General features: G+C 71.5%; 21 protein-coding genes. 14 read left to right on the forward strand and 7 right to left on the reverse strand.

Annotated elements, in window-relative coordinates:
* Positions 1-186 precede the first annotated feature (186 nt).
* Both AB0J72_RS26350 and AB0J72_RS26355 read left to right on the forward strand, forming a co-directional pair.
* The gene (locus AB0J72_RS26350) at positions 187-462 is read left to right on the forward strand and encodes a hypothetical protein (RefSeq protein ID WP_363403055.1); all 276 of its coding nucleotides are present in this window, start codon (positions 187-189) and stop codon (positions 460-462) included.
* Positions 459-779 carry a hypothetical protein gene (locus AB0J72_RS26355; protein WP_363403057.1) on the forward strand — a complete coding sequence of 107 codons (321 nt, stop codon included), beginning with the start codon at positions 459-461 and terminating at the stop codon, positions 777-779. Before AB0J72_RS26350 ends, AB0J72_RS26355 begins: the two co-directional genes overlap by 4 nt.
* A gap of 334 nt (positions 780-1113) precedes the next feature.
* Here AB0J72_RS26355 and AB0J72_RS26360 read toward each other — a convergent pair whose 3' ends face one another.
* Genes AB0J72_RS26360 through rfbB form a run of 4 tightly spaced genes read right to left on the reverse strand, consistent with a single transcriptional unit; the run spans position 1114 to position 4067 of the window.
* Entirely contained in the window at positions 1114-1815 is a 702-nt protein-coding gene (locus AB0J72_RS26360) for a glycosyltransferase family 2 protein (RefSeq protein ID WP_344502177.1), read from the reverse strand.
* Positions 1802-2212, reverse strand: a complete 411-nt coding sequence (locus tag AB0J72_RS26365; RefSeq protein WP_363403059.1) for a DUF2304 domain-containing protein — start codon at positions 2210-2212, stop codon at positions 1802-1804. Before AB0J72_RS26365 ends, AB0J72_RS26360 begins: the two co-directional genes overlap by 14 nt.
* The gene (gene rfbD / locus AB0J72_RS26370) at positions 2209-3093 is read right to left on the reverse strand and encodes a dTDP-4-dehydrorhamnose reductase (RefSeq protein WP_363403061.1); all 885 of its coding nucleotides are present in this window, start codon (positions 3091-3093) and stop codon (positions 2209-2211) included. The genes AB0J72_RS26365 and rfbD overlap by 4 nt, the downstream gene beginning before the upstream one ends.
* Positions 3090-4067 carry a dTDP-glucose 4,6-dehydratase gene (gene rfbB, locus AB0J72_RS26375; protein WP_363403063.1) on the reverse strand — a complete coding sequence of 326 codons (978 nt, stop codon included), beginning with the start codon at positions 4065-4067 and terminating at the stop codon, positions 3090-3092. Before rfbB ends, rfbD begins: the two co-directional genes overlap by 4 nt.
* 73 nt (positions 4068-4140) lie before the next feature.
* On the opposite strand from rfbB, the gene rfbA reads away from it, so the two are divergent.
* The 5 genes from rfbA (at position 4141) to AB0J72_RS26400 (ending at position 7896) form a co-directional block, all read left to right on the forward strand.
* Positions 4141-5010 carry a glucose-1-phosphate thymidylyltransferase RfbA gene (rfbA, locus tag AB0J72_RS26380; RefSeq protein ID WP_344502181.1) on the forward strand — a complete coding sequence of 290 codons (870 nt, stop codon included), beginning with the start codon at positions 4141-4143 and terminating at the stop codon, positions 5008-5010.
* A gap of 64 nt (positions 5011-5074) precedes the next feature.
* Positions 5075-5674: a dTDP-4-dehydrorhamnose 3,5-epimerase family protein gene (locus AB0J72_RS26385; RefSeq protein ID WP_363403065.1), complete on the forward strand. Its 600-nt coding sequence runs from the start codon at positions 5075-5077 to the stop codon at positions 5672-5674.
* 35 nt (positions 5675-5709) lie between these two features.
* Entirely contained in the window at positions 5710-7068 is a 1359-nt protein-coding gene (gene pafA, locus AB0J72_RS26390; RefSeq protein ID WP_360572691.1) for a Pup--protein ligase, read from the forward strand.
* 25 nt (positions 7069-7093) lie between these two features.
* Positions 7094-7321, forward strand: coding sequence for a hypothetical protein (locus AB0J72_RS26395; protein WP_363403067.1), 228 nt, complete (start codon positions 7094-7096; stop codon positions 7319-7321).
* The gene (locus tag AB0J72_RS26400; RefSeq protein WP_363403069.1) at positions 7318-7896 is read left to right on the forward strand and encodes a hypothetical protein; all 579 of its coding nucleotides are present in this window, start codon (positions 7318-7320) and stop codon (positions 7894-7896) included. The genes AB0J72_RS26395 and AB0J72_RS26400 overlap by 4 nt, the downstream gene beginning before the upstream one ends.
* Here AB0J72_RS26400 and AB0J72_RS26405 read toward each other — a convergent pair.
* Complete coding sequence (locus AB0J72_RS26405) at positions 7864-8976, reverse strand: DUF3866 family protein (protein WP_363403070.1); 1113 nt, start codon at positions 8974-8976, stop codon at positions 7864-7866. The genes AB0J72_RS26400 and AB0J72_RS26405 overlap by 33 nt on opposite strands.
* A gap of 105 nt (positions 8977-9081) precedes the next feature.
* On the opposite strand from AB0J72_RS26405, the gene AB0J72_RS26410 reads away from it, so the two are divergent.
* From AB0J72_RS26410 to AB0J72_RS26435, 6 genes are all read left to right on the forward strand, one after another.
* On the forward strand, positions 9082-10077 hold the full coding sequence (locus tag AB0J72_RS26410) for a WYL domain-containing protein (RefSeq protein WP_363403072.1): 996 nt from the start codon (positions 9082-9084) through the stop codon (positions 10075-10077).
* Entirely contained in the window at positions 10074-11039 is a 966-nt protein-coding gene (locus tag AB0J72_RS26415) for a WYL domain-containing protein (RefSeq protein WP_363403074.1), read from the forward strand. The genes AB0J72_RS26410 and AB0J72_RS26415 overlap by 4 nt, the downstream gene beginning before the upstream one ends.
* A gap of 21 nt (positions 11040-11060) precedes the next feature.
* The gene (locus tag AB0J72_RS26420; protein ID WP_363403076.1) at positions 11061-11345 is read left to right on the forward strand and encodes a hypothetical protein; all 285 of its coding nucleotides are present in this window, start codon (positions 11061-11063) and stop codon (positions 11343-11345) included.
* Between the two features lie 196 nt (positions 11346-11541).
* Positions 11542-11808, forward strand: coding sequence for a Sec-independent protein translocase subunit TatA (gene tatA / locus AB0J72_RS26425; protein ID WP_344502190.1), 267 nt, complete (start codon positions 11542-11544; stop codon positions 11806-11808).
* A gap of 83 nt (positions 11809-11891) precedes the next feature.
* On the forward strand, positions 11892-12794 hold the full coding sequence (gene tatC, locus AB0J72_RS26430; RefSeq protein ID WP_363403318.1) for a twin-arginine translocase subunit TatC: 903 nt from the start codon (positions 11892-11894) through the stop codon (positions 12792-12794).
* 123 nt (positions 12795-12917) lie between these two features.
* Positions 12918-13796 (forward strand): diacylglycerol kinase, encoded by an 879-nt coding sequence (locus AB0J72_RS26435; RefSeq protein WP_363403078.1) that lies wholly within the window; start codon positions 12918-12920, stop codon positions 13794-13796.
* Here AB0J72_RS26435 and AB0J72_RS26440 read toward each other — a convergent pair.
* Positions 13793-14167 (reverse strand): Hsp20/alpha crystallin family protein, encoded by a 375-nt coding sequence (locus AB0J72_RS26440; protein WP_363403080.1) that lies wholly within the window; start codon positions 14165-14167, stop codon positions 13793-13795. The two genes, AB0J72_RS26435 and AB0J72_RS26440, sit on opposite strands and share 4 nt — an antisense overlap.
* Positions 14168-14281: 114 nt before the next feature.
* Entirely contained in the window at positions 14282-15022 is a 741-nt protein-coding gene (locus AB0J72_RS26445) for an HAD-IA family hydrolase (RefSeq protein ID WP_363403082.1), read from the reverse strand.
* Between the two features lie 21 nt (positions 15023-15043).
* Between AB0J72_RS26445 and AB0J72_RS26450 the strand changes: the two genes are divergently transcribed.
* Positions 15044-17761: a DEAD/DEAH box helicase gene (locus AB0J72_RS26450; RefSeq protein ID WP_363403084.1), complete on the forward strand. Its 2718-nt coding sequence runs from the start codon at positions 15044-15046 to the stop codon at positions 17759-17761.
* Positions 17762-17820: the final 59 nt, after the last annotated feature.

Here is a 17820-nt window from a genome sequence, read left to right on the forward strand (position 1 = left end):
CGCGGGGGGGTGGGCTTGCGCTCCGTCGGCTCCCGCCGCCCCCCTGTTGCCGTCCCCGACCTGTTTCGTCGTGCCCTGCGCCCCCCCACCCCCCCCCCCCCCGCTACTCGATCGTGAAGGCGGCGTCGTGACGCACAAGGTCAGGGGGCGTGGACGGAAGTCTGACGGGCGTCGTACATTGGAGGCATGCCGTACCGCTGGTGGCCGGCGACGCTGGCGGCGCTGGTCGGGATCACCGACGTCGAGGTGCTGCAGGCGCTGAACGCCGACCGGCGGCGGCCGCTGCCGGGCTTCGCGTTGGGGATTCCGGCGCTCAGCATCTGGGCGCGGACCGAGGCGGACCGGGCGCTGATCGTCGTGGTGAAGCAGGAAGGCCAGTTCAGCTGGGGGATTCTCGGAGCGCGGGACATGACCCCTGACGAGCTCGCCGAGTTCGAGAAGTGGGAGGCGAGCGCAGCATGAACACCGATCCGCTCAGCGAGCAGCAGATGGACGCCATGGTGGCGGCGGTCGCGGCAGGGGAGTTCACGTTCGACCGGGGGGCGCCGACGCCGGCGCTGCCACCGAAGCCGGACGCGGAGGTCATGGCCGTCTACTCGATGCGCCTGCCGTCGGACGTGGCGCAGCGCCTGGCCGCGGTGGCGAAGAGCAAGGGCGTGAAGCCGTCGACGTTGATGCGGCAGTACGTCGAATGGTGCCTGGCCACCGAGGTCAACGACCGGCCGATCTCGCTCACCGACGCACTGCGCGCCCTGACCCAGCTGCGCCCGGCCGCGTAAAGCGCCTGACCCAGCTGCGCCGGCCGCGTAAAGCGCCTGACCCAGCTGCGCCGGCCGCGTAAAGCGCCTGACCCAGCTGCGCCGGCCGCGTAAAGCGCCTGACCCAGCTGCGGCCGGCCGCGTAAACCCGCGGAACTCCGGCAGCCGCGGAGACCCCGCCGGCGGTACACCCGCCGGCAGCACACCCGGCAGCGATGGAGCCGGCCGCGGTACACCAGGCGGCGATGCACCCTGCGGCAGGAAACCCAGGCAGAGGGCCCGCGCCGGGAAACCCGGCAGCAGGCGAGCCGGCCGCCTGAAGACTGCAGAGACAGGCGGCCGGGACGCGGCGACGTCAGGTGCGGATCAGGGCCAGGAGCAGCACGATGCCCGCGCGCCCCAGGTAGATCGTGGACTTCATCGGCGAGGCGCTCGGGGTGCCCGCCATCCGGGGGCGCATCGCCACCGGGATCTGGGTGATCCGGTAGCCGGAGCGGGCGACCCGGACCAGGACCTCGATCGTGTCGCCCAGGTACTCCGCCGGGTACCAGTGGGCGAAGAACTCGATCAGCTTGCGGTTGCAGGCCCGGTGCCCCGACGTGGTATCGCTGAGCTTCGTGCGGGCCAGCCGGGACAGCACCGCCGAGAGCATCCGCATCGCCCACTTGCGCGGGCCGGTGACGCTGTAGCCGCCCTCGCCCGCGAACCGGGCGCCGATGACCAGGTCGTGCTCGTCGAGCGCGTCGACGAGCTTCGGGATGTACCGCGGGTCGTGCTGCCCGTCGGCGTCGACCTGGATGGCGACGTCGTAGCCGTGGTCGCGGGCATACCGGTAGCCGGTGCGCATCGCCCCGCCGACGCCCAGGTTGAACGGCAGCCGGGCCACGATCGCGCCGGCCGAGGCGGCCCGCACGGCGGTGTCGTCGGAGGAGCCGTCGTCGACGACGATGATGTCGACGCCGGGCAGCTCGCCGCGGACCTCGGCGACGACGTCGGCGATGGAGCCGGCCTCGTTCCAGGCCGGGACGATGATCAGGACCTTCTTACCGTTGATCATCAGAGGCCCCAGCGGGAAGGTCCGAGGACGGGGACAGGGGGGCCGGCACGGCGGACGAGTCGCGCGGGCGGCCGAGCTCGCTGCGCAGCAGGGCCAGGTCCTCGGCCAGGGTCCGGGTCTCCTCCTCCAGGCGGCTCACCTCCCAGCTGAGGTGCACCGTGACCATGAGCAGGAACACGATGCCGAGGAAGAGCACGAGGCTCACCCCGGACTTGATGCCGAGCGCCTCGGCCACGTTGTTGATGATCGGCGGGAAGAACGCCATCGGCAGGATCACGATGCTGACGGCCAGCCAGAGGATCGCGTACTTCTCCTGCAGCTGGCGCCGCCGCAGCAGCTCGACCATGAAGGCGAGGACCGCCAGGGCGGTCACGCCCGTGACGATGATGAGCTTCACGCCGCACCCCCACTGCCGGCGGCGCCCACGCCCGCCGCGAACGCGGGCTCGCGCAGCGCCTCGGCCAGCATGGTATGCCAGTCCCGCATCGGCGCCATCCCCGCGACGGCCCACCGGTCGTGGCCGAGGACGCTGTACGAGGGCCGCGCGGCCGGCGTCACGTAGGCCGCGCTGGTCGTCCGGCGGACCCGCGCGGGGTCGAGCCCGCACAGCTCGAACACCGCCTGCGCCAGCCCGTGCCACGTGGTCTGGCCCGACGCCGTGCCGTGGTAGATCCCGGCGGGGGCGGCGGAGTCGGCGAGCTCGACGAGCCGGACCGCCAGGTCCCGCGACCAGGTCGGCTGGCCGACCTGGTCGTCGACCACATCCAGGAAGTCGCGGGTGGCGGCGAGGCGCAGCATCGTCTTGACGAAGTTGCGGCCCTGCGCGCCGTAGAGCCAGGCGGTGCGGACCACGTACCCGGAGTCGGGCAGCGTGGTCAGCACGCTGGTCTCGCCGAAGAGCTTGCTGTGCCCGTAGGCGTTCAGCGGCTCGGTCGGCGCGTCCTCGGCGTACGGCGCCGTCCCGGCACCGTTGAACACGTAGTCGGTCGAGACGTGCACGAGCCGCGCACCGTAGGCGCGGCACGCCTGGGCGAGCACCGTCACGCCCGTGCCGTTGACGGCGAGCGCGGACTCGTAGGCGCTCTCCGCGCCGTCCACGTCGGTCCACGCCGCCGCGTTGAAGACCACGTCGTGGCCGTCGACCAGGGCGTGGACCGCGTGCGGGTCGGTGATGTCCAGGTCGGCGCGCTTCAACGCGGTCACCGCCCGGCCGTCCAGCGCCGCCAGGAGGTCCTGGCCGAGCATCCCGCCGGCGCCGGTGACCAGGTAACGGGTCACAGCGCCGCGCGCGTCTTCAGGGGCTCCCACCAGGAGCGGTTCTCCTTGTACCAGGCCACCGTCGCCGCGATGCCGTCCTCGAACGTGACGGCCGGCGTGTAGCCCAGCTCGTTGCTGATCTTCTCGTGGCTCAGCGAGTAGCGCCGGTCGTGGCCCTTGCGGTCCTCGACGGGACGCACCGCGGACCAGTCGCGGCCGGTCGCCTCGAGGAGCACCTCGGTCAGCTCCTTGTTGGTCAGTTCGCGGCCGCCGCCGATGTTGTACACCTCGCCGGCGCGGCCCTTCTCCAGCGCGAGCTGGATGCCGGCGCAGTGGTCGGAGACGTGCAGCCAGTCGCGGATGTTGCCGCCGTCACCGTACAGCGGGACCTGCCGGCCGTCGATGAGGTTGGTGACGAAAAGAGGGATGACCTTTTCGGGGAACTGGTAGTGGCCGTAGTTGTTGGAGCAGCGGGTGACCACGACCTCCATGCCATGGGTGCGGTGGTAGGCGAGCACCAGCAGGTCCGAGCCCGCCTTCGAGGCCGAGTACGGCGAGTTCGGCTGCAGCGGCCACTCCTCCGTCCACGAGCCCTCGTCGATCGACCCGTACACCTCGTCGGTCGAGACGTGCAGGAAGCGGCCGACACCCGCGCGGCGCGCCGCGTCGAGCAGGACCTGGGTGCCGATGACGTTGGTGGTCACGAACGGCCCGGCGCCGAGGATCGACCGGTCGACGTGCGACTCCGCGGCGAAGTGCACGACGGCGTCGTGGCCGGGCATGAGCTGCTCCACCAGGTCGGCGTCGCAGATGTCACCCTCGACAAAGTCGAACGAACCGGCCACGGATGCCAGATTGTCCCGATTGCCGGAATAGGTGAGCTTGTCGAGCACGGTCACGGCCGCGCCGGCATAGGCCGGGTAACCGCCTCCGAGGAGGGTGCGGACGTAGTGGGAGCCGATGAACCCGGCACCGCCGGTGACGAGGATTCTCACGGGATCGGGAGTCTAGTGCACCCACCTGGACGCTGAGTCGACCGAGGGTGTCGACTACCCGTAAGGTGGCCGGGTGCGTGGCATTATCCTCGCCGGTGGCACCGGCTCCCGCCTCTGGCCGCTGACAAAAGCGGTGTCGAAGCAGCTCATGCCAGTCTTCGACAAACCGATGATCTACTACCCGTTGACCACGTTGGTGATGGCCGGGGTCCGCGAGATCCTCGTCATCACCACCCCCGAAGACCAGGATCAGTTCCAGCGACTGCTCGGCGACGGCACCCAGTGGGGCCTCGAGATCAGTTACGCGGCGCAACCGCGCCCCGAGGGGCTCGCCCAGGCGTTCATCATCGGCGCCGACTTCATCGGCGACGACACCGTCGCGCTGGTGCTCGGCGACAACATCTTCCACGGCGCGCTGCTGGGCCAGCGCCTCGCCGACAACGCCGAGCTCAAGGGCGGGCGGGTGTTCGCCTACCCGGTGGCCAACCCGCAGGACTACGGCGTCGTGGAGTTCGACGCCGACGGCAAGGTGCTGTCGATCGAGGAGAAGCCAGCACGCCCGAAGTCGCGGTACGCGGTGCCTGGTCTGTACTTTTACGACAACCGGGTGGTGCAGATCGCCCGGGAGCTCAAGCCCAGTGACCGTGGCGAGCTGGAGATCACCGCGGTCAACGCCGCGTACCTCGAACGCGACGAATTGCACGTGGCAATCCTGGATCGCGGCACGGCGTGGCTGGATACGGGTACGTTCAACACGATGGTCCAGGCCGCCGAGTTCGTCCGGGTGATCGAGGAGCGGCAGGGCCTGAAAATCGGCTGCGTCGAAGAGGTCGTCTGGCGAGCGGGCTTCATCGACGACGCACAGCTGCGGGCATTGGCGGAGCCGTTGCGCAAGAGTGGCTACGGCGATTACCTGATCCATTTGCTGGATTGGGAAGCCTGACCGCCGCCCGCACAATGAGCCGACCGAGCCAGCCAACGACACTGCGACGGGTGGGGCCGCACACGTGAAGTTCCGTCAGCTTTCGATCGCCGGTGCCTGGGAGATCACCCCGGTGCTGCACGGCGATCCCCGCGGGTTGTTCCTGGAGTTCTACCGGTTCGAGCAGCTCAGTGCCGAGGTCGGCCACCCGTTGCGGCTGGCGCAGGGCAACGTGTCGGTCTCCGGGCGGGGGGTCGTGCGCGGTATCCACTTCGCCGACGTGCCGCCCGGGCAGGCCAAGTACGTCACCTGCACCAGGGGCGCCGTGCTGGACGTCGTCGTCGACATCCGGGTCGGATCCCCGACATTCGGCCGGTGGGAGGGCGTGCAGCTCGACGACGTCGACCGCCGCGCCCTCTACCTGAGCGAGGGTCTGGGGCACGGGTTCTGCGCGCTCACCGACGACGCGACGATCACCTACCTGTGCTCGGAGACCTACAACCCGACGGGGGAGCACGGCATCCACCCGCTCGACCCGGATCTCGGCATCGTCTGGCCCGTCGACGAGCCGCAGCTGTCCGCCAGGGACGCCGTGGCGCCGTCGTTCGCCGAGATGCGGGCCGAAGGACGGCTGCCGGACTTCGTCACCTGCGAGGCGTATACACAAAGTCTGCGGGTGCAATAGGGTCACAACGGCGTTCAGGCGGCTAGTGTTCCTACATGGACCGGCGAATTTTCGGCCTTGAGACCGAATACGGGGTCACGTGCACCTATCGGGGACAGCGCCGCCTGTCGCCTGACGAGGTCGCCCGCTATCTGTTCCGGCGTGTCGTGTCGTGGGGCCGTTCCAGCAACGTGTTCCTGCGCAACGGCGCGCGCCTCTACCTGGATGTCGGCTCCCACCCGGAATACGCGACGCCCGAGTGCGACTCGGTGCCCGACCTGGTCACCCACGACCGGGCCGGCGAGCGGATCCTCGAAGGCCTGCTGGTCGACGCCGAGCGCCGGCTGCACGACGAGGGGATCGCGGGCGAGATCTACCTGTTCAAGAACAACACCGACTCCGCCGGCAACTCGTATGGCTGCCACGAGAACTACCTGGTCAGCCGGCACGGCGAGTTCGGACGTCTCGCCGACATCCTGATCCCGTTCCTGGTCACCCGCCAGCTCATCTGCGGCGCCGGCAAGGTGCTGCAGACCCCGCGCGGCGCCGTGTACTGCCTGTCGCAGCGCGCCGAGCACATCTGGGAGGGCGTCTCCTCGGCGACCACCCGGTCCCGCCCGATCATCAACACCCGCGACGAGCCGCACGCCGACGCCGAGCGCTACCGGCGGCTGCACGTCATCGTCGGCGACTCGAACATGAACGAGGTCACCACGCTGCTCAAGGTCGGCACCGCCGACATCGTGCTGCGGATGATCGAGGCCGGCGTCGCCATGCGCGACCTCTCGCTGGAGAACCCGATCCGCGCCATCCGGGAGGTGTCCCACGACATCACCGGCCGCCGCCGGGTCCGCCTCGCCAGCGGCAAGGAGGTCAGCGCGCTGGAGATCCAGCAGGAGTACTTCGACAAGGCCACCGAGTTCCTCGACCGGCGCGGCGCCGACGCGCCGACCAAGCGGGTCATGGAGCTGTGGGGGCGGGTGCTCAACGCGGTCGAGACCGGCAACCTCAAGGGTGTCGAGCGCGAGATCGACTGGGTGACCAAGCTCGGCCTGATCGAGCGCTACCAGACCAAGCACGACCTGCCGCTGTCGCACCCGCGGGTCGCGCAGATGGACCTGGCGTACCACGACCTGCGTCGCGGACGGGGCCTCTACGGCCTGCTCGAGCGCCGCGGGAAGGTCGACCGCGTCTCCAGCGACCTGGACATCTTCGAGGCGAAGGAGACCCCGCCGCAGACCACGCGGGCCCGCCTGCGGGGTGAGTTCATCCGGCACGCGCAGGAGCGCCGCCGCGACTTCACCGTCGACTGGGTCCACCTGAAGCTCAACGACCAGGCGCAGCGCACCGTGCTGTGCAAGGACCCGTTCCGGGCCTACGACGAGCGCGTCGACCGACTGATCGCCAGTATGTGAACGTTGGGTTAGGCTGGCCGGCGCTATGGATGACAACCCCGCCGGTCAGCCCGCCCCTTCGGAGGACCCGAAGCCGAAGGCGAGCGACAACCCGGACAAGCCGCGGTCCAACCGTCACGGTCGCCGGCTGCAGCGCATCCGCGAGGAGATCGAGCGCAACCGGACCGACGGCCCGGCCATCCCGACCTGGGTCCTGGCGCTCATCCTGGTGCTCATCATCGCCGTCATGACCGCCCTGGTGGTGTATTCGTGAAGCGGCTGCTCGCGGCCGGGGCGATCTGCCTTCTGCTGGCCGGCTGCACGGACGACGGCGAGCGCCGCACGCCGCTGCCCGCCGTCCCGACCTCCGGCGGCGAGGCGTCCGCGCTGCCCCTGCCGTCGCCGTCGCTGCCGCCCGTGGTCGTCTCCGACGGCTGCCAGGGCCTGATCACCCCCGCCCAGGTGCAGAAGTCGACCGGGCTGTCCGTGCAGGCGAGCACCGGTGACGGCGCCGCCGCGGTCGCGCAGTACGGCCAGGCCGTGCAGAGCCTCGGCCTCAACGCCCAGGCCCGGATGTGCCCCTTCGGCAACGGCGGCGGCGACCAGGTCACGATCGTCGCGCTCACGTTCCCGGACGCGGCCCAGTCGCAGAAGCTCTGGACGACGATCAAGTCCCTCGAGGCCGTGGGCGGCGTCGGCGAGGCGGCGCTCAGCGACAAGTCCAAGACGCTGCTCGCCCGCCGCGGCAAGGCGATCGTCGCCGTCTACCTGGTGGTCGCCGCGGCCCCGGAGGGCAACCACCTGAGCCAGCTGCAGTCAGTCGCCAACGCCGCCCTCGCCAAGGCCTGACGGCAGGCTCTGGGCCGCCGCCCGTCCGGCCGCCGCCGCGGCGAGGAAGTAGGCGCGGTCCTCCTCGTACCGGCGACCCATCGTCGACAGCCGCACCGGCAGCGCCAGCAGGGCGGGCTCCAGGTCCTCGGCCACGGGCGTGACGATGCGGTGCGGCGGGCACAGCGGCCGCAGCTGCTCGTGTACGACCAGCGCGAGGTCGGCCTCCAGGTCCGCCGGCACGACGAGGTCGGCCGGCGCGAGCGCGACCCGCCCGAACGCGGTCAGGCTGTGGTGCGACACCCCGCGGTGCCGGGGCCGGGGGTCCGCGCCGGAGATGCGGGGCGCGGCGACCGGACGGCCGCCCAGCGCCGCGACCGCGTTGACGGCCTCGCCCGCGGCGACCCCGGAGAAGCCCCACGACGTGCCGGTGCCCAGGTTGCCGGGGCCCTGCGCGACGATGGCCAGGTCGGCGCCGAGCCCGTGGCGGGCGGCGAGCAGGCCGCTGTGCACGTTGGTCGACTCCAGGTCGCCGCCGAACGCCTGGCCGGTGGTGACCGTGCCGGCGAGCAGCGGGCGCAGGGCGTCGACGGTGCGGGAGAACCAGGCGGGCAGCGCGCCGCCGTCGGTCATCACGTACGCGACCTTCGCCTCGGGCCGGTCGGCGTGGACGCCGGCGAGGATGGCGGGGAGCGCGGAGTGCAGGTCCGCGACCACCACCGGCATTCCGGAGATGTCGGAACTGTTGACCAGTGCGCCGCGCAGCGGTGAGGCCTCCTCGTCGGCGGCCAGGACGACCGCCTGCAGCGGCGTGTAGCGCGCCTTGACCACGTGGCCGGGGGCGTCCACGTCGTCCGGCAGCCGGTCCGGGATCGCGACGATCAGGGCGTACCCGCCGGTGCCGAGGCCCAGGGCGAGCGCGTTGACGTTCAGCAGCACCCGGTCGCCGACCCGCGGCGTGCCCACCAGGGCCGGGTAGGCCAGCGCCCGGACCCGCTCCGGGTCGTCCGTCCGGCGCGCATCGAGGGCCACCTCCACCTCGACGCTGCCGTGCCACGATGTACGGGGCGCGACGACCGTCCCCCAGCGCCAGCGGATCATCGGCACAACCTACCGTGTCTGCGCGCCGTGACCGCGTCGTGACGTAACGAACCGTCACCGCGTGGGCGACGCCGCACGGGCGTTCGGGCTGGTAGGTTCGCTGGCGTGTCGCGGACCCGAACCGAGCGCCTGGTCAATCTGGTGATCTGCCTGCTCTCGACACGCCGCTTCCTGACCGCCGGTCAGATCGCCTCCATCGTGCCCGGTTACGAGCACGACCCGGAGGACGAGCGCGACCACGAGGCGTTCCAGCGCAAGTTCGAGCGGGACAAGGCCGAGCTGCGCGAGCTCGGCGTGCCCCTGGAGATCGGCACGCCCTCCGTGTGGGACAACGAGCCCGGCTACCGCATCGCCCGGCGCGAGTATGCGCTGCCCGACATCCCCCTGGCGCCCGACGAGGCGGCGGCCGTCGGCATCGCCGCGCGGCTGTGGCAGCAGACCGGCCTCGCCGCCGCCGCGTCGTCCGGCCTGGCGAAGCTGCGCGCCGGCGGCATCGACGTCGACCCGCACGCCACCCTCGGCGTCGAGGCGGTCGTCACCGTCGACCCGGCCTTCGAGCCGCTCACCGCAGCCGTTCGCGACCGGCAGGCGGTCACGTTCGACTACCACGTGCCCGAGCGCGACACCGCCCGCGCCCGCAAGCTGCAGCCGTGGGGCGTCGTTTGCTGGCGCGGCCGGTGGTATGTCGTCGGCCACGACCTGGAGCGCGGGGCGGAGCGGTGCTTCCGGCTGTCCCGGATCGTCTCCGGCGTCCGGAGGGTGGGCCGGCGCGGCGCGTACGAGCCGCCGAAGGTCGACCTGATCGCCTACGTCGCGAAGACGAGCGGCCCCGTCGAGCGCACCAGCCAGGCGACGGTCCTGGTGCGGCCCGGCCGCGCCGCGGGCGTGCGCCGCTGGGCGGAGGCGTGTGTGCCCTCGCCGGAGGGCGACCGGCTCACGCTGCGCTACGCCGACATCGACTTCTTCGCCGGCTGGCTGGTCGGGTATGGCGCCGACGTGGTCGTGCTCGACCCGCCGCCCCTGCGCGACGAGGTCGTGAAGCGCCTCAAGGAGATCGTCGCGGGCGCACCTTCCGAGGCCCGCGCGGAGGTTGCGGTATGACCACGTCCGTCGACCGGCTCGGCCGGCTGCTCAACCTGGTGCCCTACCTGCAGGCCCGGCCGGGGATCACCCTCGCCGAGGCGGCCGCCGACCACGACATCACCGAGCGCCAGCTGCGCGAGGACCTCGAGCTGCTGTGGCTGTGCGGCCTGCCGGGCTACGGTCCCGGTGACCTGATCGACATGGCGTTCATCGGCGACGGCGTCACCGTCATGTACGACGCCGGCATCGACCGCCCGCTGCGCCTGACGCCGGACGAGGCCCTCGCGCTCATCGTCGCGCTCCGCATGCTCGCCGAGACCCCCGGCGTCGGCGAGCGCGACGGCGTCCACCGGGCCCTGGCGAAGATCGAGCACGCGGCCGGCGACCTCGCCGACGCGGCCGTGGCGGTCCGGCTCCCCGGCAACGCCGACCGCCTCGAGGAGCTGCGCGGCGCCGTCGACCGCCGGCACGCGCTGCGGATCACGTACTACACCGCGACCCGCGACGAGACGACCGAGCGCGTCGTCGACCCGATGCGGGTCCTCGTCGTCGGCCGCTGGGCCTACCTGGAGGCGTGGTGCCGCCGCGCCCAGGCGGTGCGGCTCTTCCGGGTCGACCGGATCGACGCCTCCACCGAGCTGGACGAGCCCGCCCGCGTGCCGGTGCAGGCGCGGCCGACCGACACGCGCGCCGGCACCCTGTTCCGGCCCACGTCCGACCTGCCGCTCATCACGCTGCGGGTGGGCCGGGGCGCGCGGTGGATCACCGAGCAGTACCCGTGCGAGGAGGTCGTGCGGGGTCCGGGGGAGCACTGGACGGTCTCGCTGCGCGCCTCCGACCTGGACTGGGCCCGGCGGATGGTGCTCGGGCTGGGCGCCGAGGTGTCGGTCGTGTCGCCGCCGGAGCTGGTCGCGTCGGTGGCCGCCACCGCGCGCGCCGCGCTCGCGGCCTACGACGCGCCCATCCCGGCGCTGCCGTAGCTGGTGGTTTAAGGTCGGTGGGTGCTCTGGTGGATCTCGGGTGGCATCGTCCTGGTCGCGCTGATCGTCCTCATCGCCGTGGTGATGTCGACGGCGGGTCGCTTGCGTCAGTTCGGTAACACCGCGCAGTCCCTGCAGCGCAGGCTCCTCGACGGCGAGAAGCGACTCCAGCCCCACCTGGCCCGCCTGCAGCAGACCGCCGAGGCGATGCAGCCCCGCCTGGCCGCCATGCAGGAGCAGGCGTTGATCATCCAGGCGCGCCGCGGCGAGCTCGAAGACGCTGACCAGCGCCCCGCCGCTCGCTAACAGTTAAGAAACCTTGCGGATCAACTGGGCAAATAGCACCTTTGTCCGGACGGATGGTTGACGATCGGGCAGTTCAGCGTCAACACTCGTCAGGACTTCAGCGGCCGGACCCCTTCCCGCAACCCGGCCTCTGCCCGTCACCCGAAGTGACCAGTACGATGGGTCGGGCAGCATAAAGACAGTGAGGTGGCTTCACATGGGTGCACTCAAGCCGTGGCACATCATCGTGCTGGTGGTGGTGCTGATCCTTCTGTTCGGCGCCAAGCGTCTGCCTGACGCGGCACGGTCGCTGGGTCGTTCGCTCCGGATCATCAAGGCCGAGACCAAGGGTCTCGCCGAGGACAACGTCGACGCCAAGGCCGAGGCCCAGTCGGGTCGCGCGCCACTGCAGGGCACGATCGACGACAACCGGCCGTCGCCCGCGCCGACCGTCGACCCCGTCAACCGCGTCCCCGAGCGCTGAGGCACTCGAGCGTCGTGAGCATCCTCGCCAGGCGGCGCCAGGACCGGGCACCGTCGCAGTTCGAACGCGCCGCAGACGGCTCCATGACCCTCATGGAGCACCTGCGGGAGCTGCGCAACCGCCTGTTCAAAGCCTGTCTCGGCCTGGTCTTCGGGTTCGGCATCGGCTACTGGCTCTCCAAGCCCGCGATCACGCTGGTCAAGCAGCCCGTCTGTGACGTCATGGAACCGCGCTTCGGCGACTGCAAATTCGTCCAGCTCGGCGTCGCTGACGTCTTCCTGCTGCAGCTCAAGGTCGGGCTCTGGCTCGGCCTGCTGATCACCTCCCCCTGGTGGATGTATCAGCTGTGGGCGTTCATCGCGCCGGGCCTGCACCGGCACGAGCGCAAGTACGCTTACATCTTCATCTCGATCGCGGCGCCGCTGTTCGCGCTCGGCGCGTACCTCGCCTGGTTCGCACTCGGCCACGGTCTCGAGTACCTGCTGCCGGACAAGGACTTCATCGAGACCTCGCTGGACATCACCCGCTACGTCGACTTCATCACCACCGGCATGCTGGTGTTCGGCGTAGCGTTCGAGTTCCCGCTGATCGCGATGATGCTCAACTTCGCCGGCGTGCTCAGCGGGCGGAAGCTGCTCAGCTGGTGGCGGGCGGTCGTCTTCATCTTCTTCGCCTTCGCCGCGGTGGCCACGCCGACCCCCGACCCGTTCACCATGTCGGGCCTGGCCCTGGCCATGTCGCTGCTCTACTTCGGCGCCGTCGCAGTCGCCCTGATCAACGACAAGCGCAAGGGCCGCAACCAGTCCATCTACGCCGACGTCGACGACGACGAGATCTCCTCGATCGACGACCTCGCGCCGGAGCCGGTCGCCGCGGCCACCTCAGTCGGCGGCTACGACCCGATCGAGGCACCCACCCCGGTGGACGGCCCGACGCCGGTCGAGCGCCCGAGGTCCCTCGACAGCCGGTACGACGACATCACCTGACCCACCCGCTCAGCCACGACGCCCGCCGCGCATCAGCCGGCGGGCGTCGTGCTGTCGGTGCCCCGCCGGGCGGCGCAGCCCGGCGTGTTCCCGGTGGGCGGGGAAGGCCCTAGCATCCGTGCGATGGACATCGCGTTGCTCGCCAATCCGACCGCCGGTAAAGGGCGGCGGGCCGGACTGTTGCCTGAGGTCGTGGCGCGGCTCAAGGCCGGTGGGCACGCGGTCGACGTGGTCACCGCGACCAGCCGGGACGGCATGGTGGAGCAGGGCAAGGCGGCCGTCCTGAGCGGGCGGGCCGTGGTCGCCATGGGCGGGGACGGCACGGTGCACCTCGGGCTGCAGGCGGTGGCCGCGACGGGGGCGCCGTTCGGGATCGTGCCCGCCGGGACCGGCAACGACTTCGCCGTCCGGCTCGGGCTGCCGGGGGACACGCTGCGGGCGGCCGAGGCGATCGCGGCAAGCACGACCACGAGAAGCGTGGACCTCGCGCGGGTCGAGGGGGCCGACGGGACCACGGCGTGGTTCGGGGCGGTCATGGCGGCCGGGTTCGACGCGTTCGTCAACGAGCGGGCCAACCGCATGCGCTGGCCGCGTGGTCCCCAGCGGTACAACCTGGCGATCGTCGAGGAGTTGCTGGCGTTGCGCAGCAGGTCGTACACCATGCGCATCGACGACGAGGAGAGCGTCTTCGACTCGGTGCTGGTCGCGATCGGCAACACCGAGAGTTACGGCGGCGGCTTCCGGATCGTGCCCGGAGCCGACCCCGCCGACGGGCTGCTGGACGTGGTCGTTGCCGAGCCGCTCGGCAGGGCGACGCTGATGCGCCTGCGGCCCAAGGTGTTCAAGGGGACGCACGTGCACGACCCGCGGGTCAGGACGTTCCGGGCGCGCAGGATCGAGCTGGCCGCCGAGGGGGTCACGGCGTACGCCGACGGGGAGCGGATCTGCCCGCTCCCCGTCACGGTCGAGTGCGTGCCCGGTGCCTTGCGGCTGATCGGCTAGGCGGCGTTGTGGATGCGGACGGTGACGCCGTTCGCGGACGGGGTGGTGGAGACGTCCGACTCGGTCACGCCGTCGGGCAGCGAGAAGCTGCGGCTGAACGAGCTGGAGCTGGACGAGCTCGACGAGAACGTCGCGCCGCCCTCCTCGCGGTGCGACGAGGTGCTCGTGCCGCCGCCGCCCTTGATGGTGAGGCGGCCGCCGGAGACCTGGACGTCGACGTTGCTCGGGTCGACGCCGTCGACGGTGATGACGAGGTCGTCGCCCTCGGTCGTGGTGGAGACGGAGGCGGAGTGGGCGCGCGCGGCGGCGTGGTCGACCTCGGACTCGATGCGGGCAAGAGCTTCTGACGGGTTCCAACGGCCTAACGGCATGATGATCCTCCGGAAGGAAGGTAGTCGACGTATCCCTTGCACTGTCGCCGCCTGGCCGGGGGCCGACAAGCGCACAGGCGGTGTTGCGACAATGGTGCCCAACGGCCGCAAGGTTTAAAGCAGGCGCAGCACCGCGCCCAGGCCGTGAACTTTGCCCGGGTCACTCTCCGGGATGACGAGGACGCTGCAGCCCGCCGCGGCGGCGCCGGCGTCGGCGGGCGAGTCGCCCACCATCAGGGTCCGCTCCGGGTCGGCGCGCAGCGCCGCGCAGGCCTTCCAGAAGATGGCGGGATCCGGTTTGCAGCGGCCCACCTCGTACGAGAGGACGAACTCGTCGACCAGGTCGGCGAAGCCCAGCTGGCCGGCCAGGTCGCGCAGGTCGAAGCCGATGTTGGAGACGACCGCGACCGGCACGCCACGCGCCCGCAGCGCCTGGAGGGTCGGGACGGTGTCGGCGTACAGCTGCCAGCCGTCGGCGATGAGCAGCCGGTCGTACAGGGCCTGGGCGAGGTCGGCGTCGACGGTCGCGGCCAGCCCTTCGTATGCGGCCCGGTGCGCGGCGACGGACAGGTCCCGGTCGGCCCACACCTCGGCGAGGTGCGCCGGCACGCGGTGCGGCTTCGGTCCGCCGGCCCGCCCGGCCGTCATCAGCCGGTCGGCGAGGACCGTGGCCTTCCCGCGGTCCAGGGTGGTGCCGAGGCTCGAAGCCGCCGCCGTCACCCACCTGACGGGGTCCTCCACCTGCGCGATCGTCCCGTGGAAGTCCAGGAGCACGGCCTCGACGGGCCGCCATGTACTTGGTGGTTCAGCGCTTTCCGGCACGCCAGCACGATACCCATGAGCGGATCCGGGCATCTTTCGCCTAGCCTTGGGGTCATGAACACCCCCGCCGAGCGGTACGAAGCGGCGCAAAGGCGGGCTCAGCGTCCTGCCCTGAGCGAGTTCGTCGACGAGCTGGACTTCACCCTCGACGACTTCCAGGCCGAGGCCTGTGACGCGCTGGAGCGCGGCACGGGCGTGCTGGTGTGCGCGCCGACCGGTGCCGGCAAGACCGTCGTCGGGGAGTTCGCCGTCCACCTGGCGCTGCGGCAGGGGCGCAAGTGCTTCTACACGACGCCGATCAAGGCGCTGTCGAACCAGAAGTACAACGACCTCGTCCAGCGGTACGGTGCCGAGCGCGTCGGCCTGCTCACCGGCGACAACGCGATCAACGGTGACGCTCCGGTCGTCGTGATGACCACCGAGGTCCTGCGCAACATGCTGTACGCGGGCTCGGCGACCCTCGAGGGCCTCTCCTACGTCGTCATGGACGAGGTGCACTACCTCGCCGACCGGTTCCGCGGCGCCGTGTGGGAAGAGGTGATCATCCACCTGCCCGAATCGGTGACGCTCGTCTCGCTGTCGGCGACCGTGTCCAACGCGGAGGAGTTCGCCGACTGGCTCGTCACCGTGCGGGGCGAGACCACGGTCGTGGTGAGCGAGCACCGGCCCGTGCCGCTGTGGCAGCACATGCTCATCGAGCGGCGGATGTTCGACCTCTTCCACGACGCCGAGGCGGCGCAGAAGCACGACGTGCATCCGGAGCTGCTGCGGTACCACCGGGAGATGCTCCGGCGCGTCGAGATGGCCGGCCCGCGGGGCGGGCGGCGCAAGGGCCCCTACCGGCCCGAGATCGTCGAGCGCCTGGACCGTGAGGGCCTGCTGCCGGCGATCCTGTTCATCTTCAGCCGCGCCGGCTGCGACGCCGCCGTCCAGCAGTGCCTCGCCGCCGGGCTGCGGCTCACCGCGCCCGACGAGCGGGTCGAGATCCGGACCATCGTCGAGTCGCGCACCAAGCACATCCCGAGCGAGGACCTGCAGGTGCTCGGGTACTGGGAGTGGCTCGACGGCCTCGAGCGGGGCCTCGCCGCGCACCACGCCGGGATGCTGCCCGCGTTCAAGGAGGTCGTCGAGGAGCTGTTCGTCCGCGGCCTCGTCAAGGCCGTCTTCGCCACGGAGACCCTGGCGCTGGGCATCAACATGCCCGCCCGGTGCGTGGTCCTGGAGCGGCTGGTCAAGTACAACGGCGAGGCGCACGTCGACCTGACGCCAGGGGAGTACACGCAGCTGACCGGACGCGCCGGGCGCCGCGGGATCGATGTGGAGGGCCACGCCGTCGTCGTGTGGGCGCCGGAGCTCGACCCGCGGCACGTCGCGGGGCTCGCGTCCACCCGGACGTTTCCGCTGAAGTCCAGCTTCCGGCCGTCGTACAACATGGCCGTGAACCTCGTCGGCAGCGTCGGCATCACCGCCGCCCGCGAGCTGCTCGAGAGCTCGTTCGCCCAGTTCCAGGCGGACCGCTCGGTGGTCGGGCTGGCCCGGCAGGTGCAGCGCAACGTCGACTCGATCGCCACGTACGGCGCGGAGACCGCCTGCCACCTCGGTGACTTCGACGAGTACTTCGGCTACCGGGTCGCGATCGCCGACCGGGAGCGGGCGATCGCCCGCCAGGGCGCCCAGCAGCGCCGCGCCGCCGCGCTGGAGTCCCTGGAGCGGCTGCGCCCCGGCGACGTCGTCCGGGTGCCCACCGGCCGCCGCGCGGGCCTCGCGATCATCATCGACCCGGGCGTCGGCGGGCGCGGCTTCGGCGAGCCCCGGCCGCTCGTGCTCACCGAGGACCGCTGGGCCGGCCGGATCTCCGGCGCCGACTTCACCGCGGCCGTCGAGTCCCTCGGCCGGGTCAGGGTCCCGAAGCAGTTCAACTACCGCTCGGCCCAGGACCGCCGGGACCTCGCCGCACAGCTGCGCCGCCTGTCGCTGGAGCCGGCTCCCCGCGGGCGGCGGTCGCGCAACCCGTCCGCCGTCGACGACCACGAGCTCGACCAGCTGCGCGCCTCGATGCGCCGGCACCCGTGCCACCAGTGCCCGGAGCGGGAGGAGCACGCCCGCTGGGCCGAGCGGCGCTGGCGCCTGGAGCGCGACACCGAGGCGCTGCGCGGCAAGGTCGCCAACCGCACCGGCTCCCTCGCCCGCACGTTCGACCGCGTCTGTGGCCTGCTCACCGACCGCGGCTACCTCTCCGCCGCCGGCACCGTCACCGACGCCGGCCGGATGCTGGCCCGGATCTGGTCCGAGACCGACCTGCTCGTCGCCGAGTGTCTGCGCACCGGCGTCTGGGACCGGCTCGGCGCCGCCGACCTCGCCGCCGCCGTCAGCGTCCTGGTGTACGAGGCCCGCCGCGAGTCCGACGACCGCGCCTCCATCCCGCGCGGCGACGTCTCCGAGGCCATCGACGCCACCCTGAAGCTGTGGTCCGAGCTGCGCGAGGACGAGGACTCGCGGAGTCTTCAGCTCACCCGGGAGCTGGATCTCGGCTTCGTCTGGCCGGTGTACCGGTGGGCCCGCGGCGAGAGCCTCACGAAGGTGCTCGGCAGCGTGCACGGCCTGGAGGGCGACATGCCTGCGGGCGACTTCGTGCGCTGGTCCCGCCAGGTGCTCGACCTGCTCGGCCAGCTCGCCGACGCGCCGGGCGCCTCGGACGCCGTGCGGCGCACCGCCAGGCAGGCGATGGCCGCCATGACGCGAGGAGTTCTCGCGTACAGCGTCATCGCGTAGTCACCCACCGAGTTTTCATCGGAGCGGATTAGAAAAAATCGTTCGGATCCGCAATGATG

This window comes from Dactylosporangium sp. NPDC049742 (assembly GCF_040674675.1).
GTDB classification, from domain to species: domain Bacteria; phylum Actinomycetota; class Actinomycetes; order Mycobacteriales; family Micromonosporaceae; genus Dactylosporangium; species Dactylosporangium maewongense.

Excerpts from the sequence above, each read along its gene's own strand:
- AB0J72_RS26350 (WP_363403055.1), top strand. The coding sequence starts at position 187 with ATGCCGTACCGCTGGTGGCCGGCGACGCTGGCGGCGCTGGTCGGGATC.
- AB0J72_RS26355 (WP_363403057.1), top strand. The coding sequence starts at position 459 with ATGAACACCGATCCGCTCAGCGAGCAGCAGATGGACGCCATGGTGGCG.
- AB0J72_RS26360 (WP_344502177.1), bottom strand. The coding sequence starts at position 1,815 with ATGATCAACGGTAAGAAGGTCCTGATCATCGTCCCGGCCTGGAACGAG.
- pafA (WP_360572691.1), top strand. The coding sequence starts at position 5,710 with ATGGACCGGCGAATTTTCGGCCTTGAGACCGAATACGGGGTCACGTGC.
- AB0J72_RS26395 (WP_363403067.1), top strand. The coding sequence starts at position 7,094 with ATGGATGACAACCCCGCCGGTCAGCCCGCCCCTTCGGAGGACCCGAAG.
- AB0J72_RS26405 (WP_363403070.1), bottom strand. The coding sequence starts at position 8,976 with ATGATCCGCTGGCGCTGGGGGACGGTCGTCGCGCCCCGTACATCGTGG.
- AB0J72_RS26415 (WP_363403074.1), top strand. The coding sequence starts at position 10,074 with ATGACCACGTCCGTCGACCGGCTCGGCCGGCTGCTCAACCTGGTGCCC.
- tatA (WP_344502190.1), top strand. The coding sequence starts at position 11,542 with ATGGGTGCACTCAAGCCGTGGCACATCATCGTGCTGGTGGTGGTGCTG.
- tatC (WP_363403318.1), top strand. The coding sequence starts at position 11,892 with ATGACCCTCATGGAGCACCTGCGGGAGCTGCGCAACCGCCTGTTCAAA.
- AB0J72_RS26435 (WP_363403078.1), top strand. The coding sequence starts at position 12,918 with ATGGACATCGCGTTGCTCGCCAATCCGACCGCCGGTAAAGGGCGGCGG.
- AB0J72_RS26440 (WP_363403080.1), bottom strand. The coding sequence starts at position 14,167 with ATGCCGTTAGGCCGTTGGAACCCGTCAGAAGCTCTTGCCCGCATCGAG.
- AB0J72_RS26445 (WP_363403082.1), bottom strand. The coding sequence starts at position 15,022 with ATGCCCGGATCCGCTCATGGGTATCGTGCTGGCGTGCCGGAAAGCGCT.
- AB0J72_RS26450 (WP_363403084.1), top strand. The coding sequence starts at position 15,044 with ATGAACACCCCCGCCGAGCGGTACGAAGCGGCGCAAAGGCGGGCTCAG.